Below are 4,245 nucleotides of genomic sequence, written 5' to 3'. Positions count from 1 at the left end.
ACATTCCCCATAATCACTTCGTCTACCTGCTCTGGTTTGACATTGGCTTTTTCCAAAGCACTCTTAATAACCAAAGCTCCCAAATCAACAGCTGAAACATTCTTCAAACTTCCTCCAAAGGAGCCTATTGGAGTTCGCACTGCTGAAACAATCACCACGTCTTTCATAACTGCCCCCATTTATACCTTTTATAATAATGCAATATAAAAATGGTTTACACTGGTGTAAACCACTTTAAAAATTCTATTTTATGATTCTTTTACTTCTAACAAACCAACTTCACCATCTTCACGGCGATACAAAACATTAGTTGTTTGATCTTCTACATCTACATAAATAAAGAAATCATGTCCCAATAAATCCATTTGAAGAAGGGCTTCTTCTAAATCCATTGGCTTCAAATCAATTTGTTTTGAACGAACGACTTTGGGTTGCACAACATCTGCATCTTCAACTAGAGCATCTGTAAAGAGTTGACTTGTCGCAACTTTACTTTTATTCTTACGTTCGATTTTAGTTTTATTTTTACGAATCTGACGTTCAATTTTATCTGTTACAAGATCGATAGAACCATACATATCTTGGGAAATATCTTCAGCACGAAGAGTGATAGATCCAAGTGGAATTGTTACCTCAACCTTTGCTGTTTTTTCACGGTAAACTTTCAAGTTCACACGTGCATCCAACTCCTGCTCAGGTTGGAAATACTTTTCGATCTTTTCGAGTTTAGAAACTACATAATCACGAATTGCTTCTGTTACTTCTAGGTTTTCACCACGGATACTATATTTAATCATATAAGTACCTTCTTTCTAAACATTTTTGTTTTTCTAACTATATTATAACGCTTTCATTTTCATTTTGCAAATTTTTTCCTCATCTTACAAGGGAAAAAGTTTTAACTTCCAAAGCACCTGCTTCTTCCAAAAGTCGTTTCACACGATTCACAGTTGCCCCTGTTGTATAGATGTCATCAATCAGCAAAATCTTCTTAGGAAGTGAGATTCCATCTTTAATAAAAAATGGAATTTCAGTAGCTAACCTTTCCAAACGGCTTTTAGAAGAACTAGCGCTCTCTTCTCTTTTTCCTAATATATCTTTAAAAGAAAAGCCTGCTGCCTCAACCAAACCTTCAACCTGGTTAAATCCCCTCTCAAGCAATCTTTCAGGACTTAGGGGAATCAAAACAAATTGATAACCTCTATACTTTTTCAACTCCTCAGCAAGAACAGAAGCAAAAACTTTTCTAAGCAAAAAATCGCCATCAAACTTATATCGACTGAAAAAGTCTTTCATAGCTTGATTATAGGTAAAGATTGCCTTATGATCAACCTGAATTCCTTCTTTACACCAAAGTTTACAATCTTGACACTTAGTTGACATGCCTTTTTTCATACAGTTTGGGCAATAATTCTCACCAATCTTCTCAAAACTAGAAGCACAAGCTGAGCAAAGATAACTGCAGTCATCTTTTAAAATGAAGAGACTGCTAAAAGTCAGTTCACTCTTTGTAGTCTGGTCACATAGTAAACAGTTCATAACCCTGCCTCCTTGTTCATCTGCTTGATTTCCTTGATTGCCTTTTTGATGGAAGCATTTAATCCATCATGAAAGAAGAGCAACTCACCAGTTGGTCTATCCATACTGCGTCCAACTCGCCCTCCAATCTGAATCAAACTAGACTTGGTAAAGAGACGATGATTAGCTTCTACTACGAAAACATCTACACAAGGGAAGGTAACTCCGCGTTCCAATATTGTCGTACTGATCAGTATCGTCAACTCTCCATCTCGAAAAGCTTGCACCTGCTCTAATCGATTTTCTGTGACAGAAGATACAAAACCAATTTTCTCATCTGGGAAATACACCTGTAGTGTTTCTTTTAGTTTTTCGCCTTTCTTAATCTCTGATGTAAAAATTAGCAATGGATAACCTGTTCTTCTCTGTTTCTCAATATAAGTCTTTAACTTGGTTGATAACTGGCTTTTCTCTAAACAGCGATTAAAATCCGATAACCAGACTGGTTTAGGAATAATCAAAGGATTTCCATGAAACCGTCTCGGCAAGCTTAATCGTTTTAATTCTCCTGTGCGAACCTTCCTATCTAACTCATCTGTAGAAGTTGCTGTAAGGAATATCCTCAATCCATCCTCCTTTACACTATTCTTTACAGCATAGTAAAGCATAGTGTTGTCAACATAAGGAAAGGCATCTACCTCATCCACTATCAACAAATCAAAAGCATGATAAAATTTTAATAACTGATGAGTTGTTGCAATTACTAAGGGAGTTCGAAAATAGGGCTCTGATTCGCCATGGAGTAGCGCTATATCGCAAGCAAAGTCATTCTGCAGTCGCTTATACAGTTCTAAACATACATCAATTCGAGGACTGGCCAAACAAACTGCACCACCATCATCAATCACTTTAGCTACAACTTGATAGATCATCTCTGTCTTTCCAGCTCCTGTCACAGCATGAACTAAAGTCGGTTCTTTCTTTTCGACTGCTCGAATCAACCCCTCTGATACCTTTTCCTGAAAAGGGGTTAACTGACCACACCATTTGAGAACATCTTGCTTAGGAAAATCTTCCTGCGGAAAATAGTACAAAGCTTGATCACTCCTGACTCGCTTCATCAGCAAACACTCCCTACAATAGTAGGCACCAATAGGCAAATACCATTCTTCTAGAATCAAACTATTACAACGTTGACAAAACAGTTTCCCCTTCTCTTTTCTCATTGCTGGCAGTCTCACTGCTTCCTGTCGTTCTTCTTCCGTTAATTCTTTCTCAGTAAACAAGCGACCGAGATAATTTGGATTTACTTTCATACTTTAATATTCGTAAAAATATAGCGCTTTAGGTAATTTTTTAGTACAATTAAATCATGGAATTTAGAACAATTAAAGAGGATGGGCAGGTCCAAGAAGAAATCAAAAAATCACGCTTTATCTGTCATGCCAAGCGTGTCTATAGTGAAGAAGAAGCTCGTGACTTTATCACTGCTATCAAAAAAGAACACTACAAAGCCACCCATAACTGCTCTGCTTTTATTGTAGGGGAACGCAGTGAGATAAAGCGTACGAGTGATGATGGCGAACCTAGTGGTACTGCTGGAGTCCCTATGCTTGGCGTCTTAGAAAATCATAATCTTACCAATGTCTGCGTAGTAGTTACTCGTTACTTTGGTGGAATTAAGTTAGGCGCTGGAGGTTTGATTCGTGCTTACGCAGGTAGTGTGGCCTTGGCTGTCAAAGAAATTGGCATTATTGAAATCAAAGAGCAGGCTGGCATAGCCATTCAGATGTCTTACGCTCAGTATCAAGAATATGGCAATTTCCTTAGAGAGCATCATCTCATGGAGCTGGATACAAACTTTACAGATCAAGTTGATACAATGATTTATGTTGATAAGGAAGAGAAAGAAAATATTAAGTCTGCTCTTGTAGAGTTTTTTAATGGAAAGGTTACTTTAACAGATCAAGGTTTACGAGAAGTTGAAGTTCCTGTAAACTTAGTGTAAATAAAGGAGAAATACATGGTGTTTGGAAAATTTATTCAAGGACTTGCTGGTAACTTCAGCGAGGAAAACAAAGAGACTCTTATCAAAGAATATGGTCAATATCTACTAGAGAATGAAGAAATTCAAAGTGGATATAAACTTATTCGCGATTCCATCATCTTTACAAATATTCGTATTATTTTTACAGATAAGCAAGGTGCCACTGGTCGCAAGGTGTCTGTTAAGTCACTCTTTTTGATGAACATTGTAAACGTTGAAATGGAAACTGCTGGAGCAGGTATAGATGATAGTGAGATTACGATTACTTATTTAGAAAATATCTCTCTTAAAGCACATAATGAGCATCTGAGTTTCCATAAATTTGAATTCCCTAAAAAAACGGACATCCTCCCTCTTTACACCTATTTATTAGAATTGGCTTATCACAATCGATTAAAAATTAATGGCTTAGACCTTTGATATAAAAAAATCCTATCACTTTGATAGGATTTCTATATTTTACAAATAGCCTTAAGCGCGTTATACTAGTATCATCTTATACAAAGAGGTATATCTATGACTATTTATAATAATATCACTGAACTTATTGGACAAACACCGATTGTTAAACTCAACAACATTGTTCCAGAGGGTGCTGCAGACGTCTATGTTAAACTAGAAGCTTTTAACCCTGGATCGTCAGTAAAAGACCGTATTGCCCTTAGCATGATTGAAAAAGC

Annotated in this window: 6 protein-coding genes and 1 pseudogene; 3 read left to right on the top strand and 4 right to left on the bottom strand. The window is 36.7% G+C overall.

Going from position 1 to position 4,245, the window contains the following annotated elements:
• The 4 genes and pseudogenes from GMD1S_RS11755 to GMD1S_RS06760 all read right to left on the bottom strand — a co-directional run.
• Nucleotides 1–167, bottom strand: a pseudogene (locus tag GMD1S_RS11755) (acetyl-CoA C-acyltransferase); the annotation flags it as partial.
• An 81-nt stretch (nucleotides 168–248) separates the two neighbouring features.
• Complete coding sequence (raiA, locus tag GMD1S_RS06770; protein WP_000599114.1) at nucleotides 249–797, bottom strand: ribosome hibernation-promoting factor, HPF/YfiA family; 549 nt, start codon at nucleotides 795–797, stop codon at nucleotides 249–251.
• 79 nt (nucleotides 798–876) lie between these two features.
• Nucleotides 877–1,539: a ComF family protein gene (locus GMD1S_RS06765; protein WP_000995709.1), complete on the bottom strand. Its 663-nt coding sequence runs from the start codon at nucleotides 1,537–1,539 to the stop codon at nucleotides 877–879.
• A complete protein-coding gene (locus tag GMD1S_RS06760) occupies nucleotides 1,536–2,834 on the bottom strand; it encodes a DEAD/DEAH box helicase (protein ID WP_000867705.1) in 1,299 nt (432 codons plus the stop codon). Before GMD1S_RS06760 ends, GMD1S_RS06765 begins: the two co-directional genes overlap by 4 nt.
• A gap of 56 nt (nucleotides 2,835–2,890) precedes the next feature.
• On the opposite strand from GMD1S_RS06760, the gene GMD1S_RS06755 reads away from it, so the two are divergent.
• The 3 genes from GMD1S_RS06755 to GMD1S_RS06745 all read left to right on the top strand — a co-directional run.
• Entirely contained in the window at nucleotides 2,891–3,526 is a 636-nt protein-coding gene (locus GMD1S_RS06755) for a YigZ family protein (RefSeq protein WP_000395752.1), read from the top strand.
• Nucleotides 3,527–3,541: 15 nt separating this feature from the next.
• Nucleotides 3,542–3,985 (top strand): PH domain-containing protein, encoded by a 444-nt coding sequence (locus GMD1S_RS06750; RefSeq protein WP_000231197.1) that lies wholly within the window; start codon nucleotides 3,542–3,544, stop codon nucleotides 3,983–3,985.
• A 96-nt stretch (nucleotides 3,986–4,081) separates the two neighbouring features.
• Nucleotides 4,082–4,245, top strand: a 164-nt coding sequence (locus GMD1S_RS06745) for a pyridoxal-phosphate dependent enzyme (protein WP_008279789.1), incomplete at its 3' end; no start/stop codon positions are given.

This window comes from Streptococcus sp. GMD1S (genome assembly GCF_000296875.1).
Taxonomy (GTDB): Bacteria; Bacillota; Bacilli; order Lactobacillales; family Streptococcaceae; genus Streptococcus.
Note: the sequence above shows the minus strand (reverse complement) of the source record. Positions and strands in the feature narration are given on the sequence as shown.

Coding starts and splice junctions, on each gene's coding strand:
- GMD1S_RS06765 (WP_000995709.1), bottom strand. CDS start 1,539: ATGAACTGTTTACTATGTGACCAGACTACAAAGAGTGAACTGACTTTT.
- GMD1S_RS06750 (WP_000231197.1), top strand. CDS start 3,542: ATGGTGTTTGGAAAATTTATTCAAGGACTTGCTGGTAACTTCAGCGAG.
- GMD1S_RS06760 (WP_000867705.1), bottom strand. CDS start 2,834: ATGAAAGTAAATCCAAATTATCTCGGTCGCTTGTTTACTGAGAAAGAA.
- raiA (WP_000599114.1), bottom strand. CDS start 797: ATGATTAAATATAGTATCCGTGGTGAAAACCTAGAAGTAACAGAAGCA.
- GMD1S_RS06755 (WP_000395752.1), top strand. CDS start 2,891: ATGGAATTTAGAACAATTAAAGAGGATGGGCAGGTCCAAGAAGAAATC.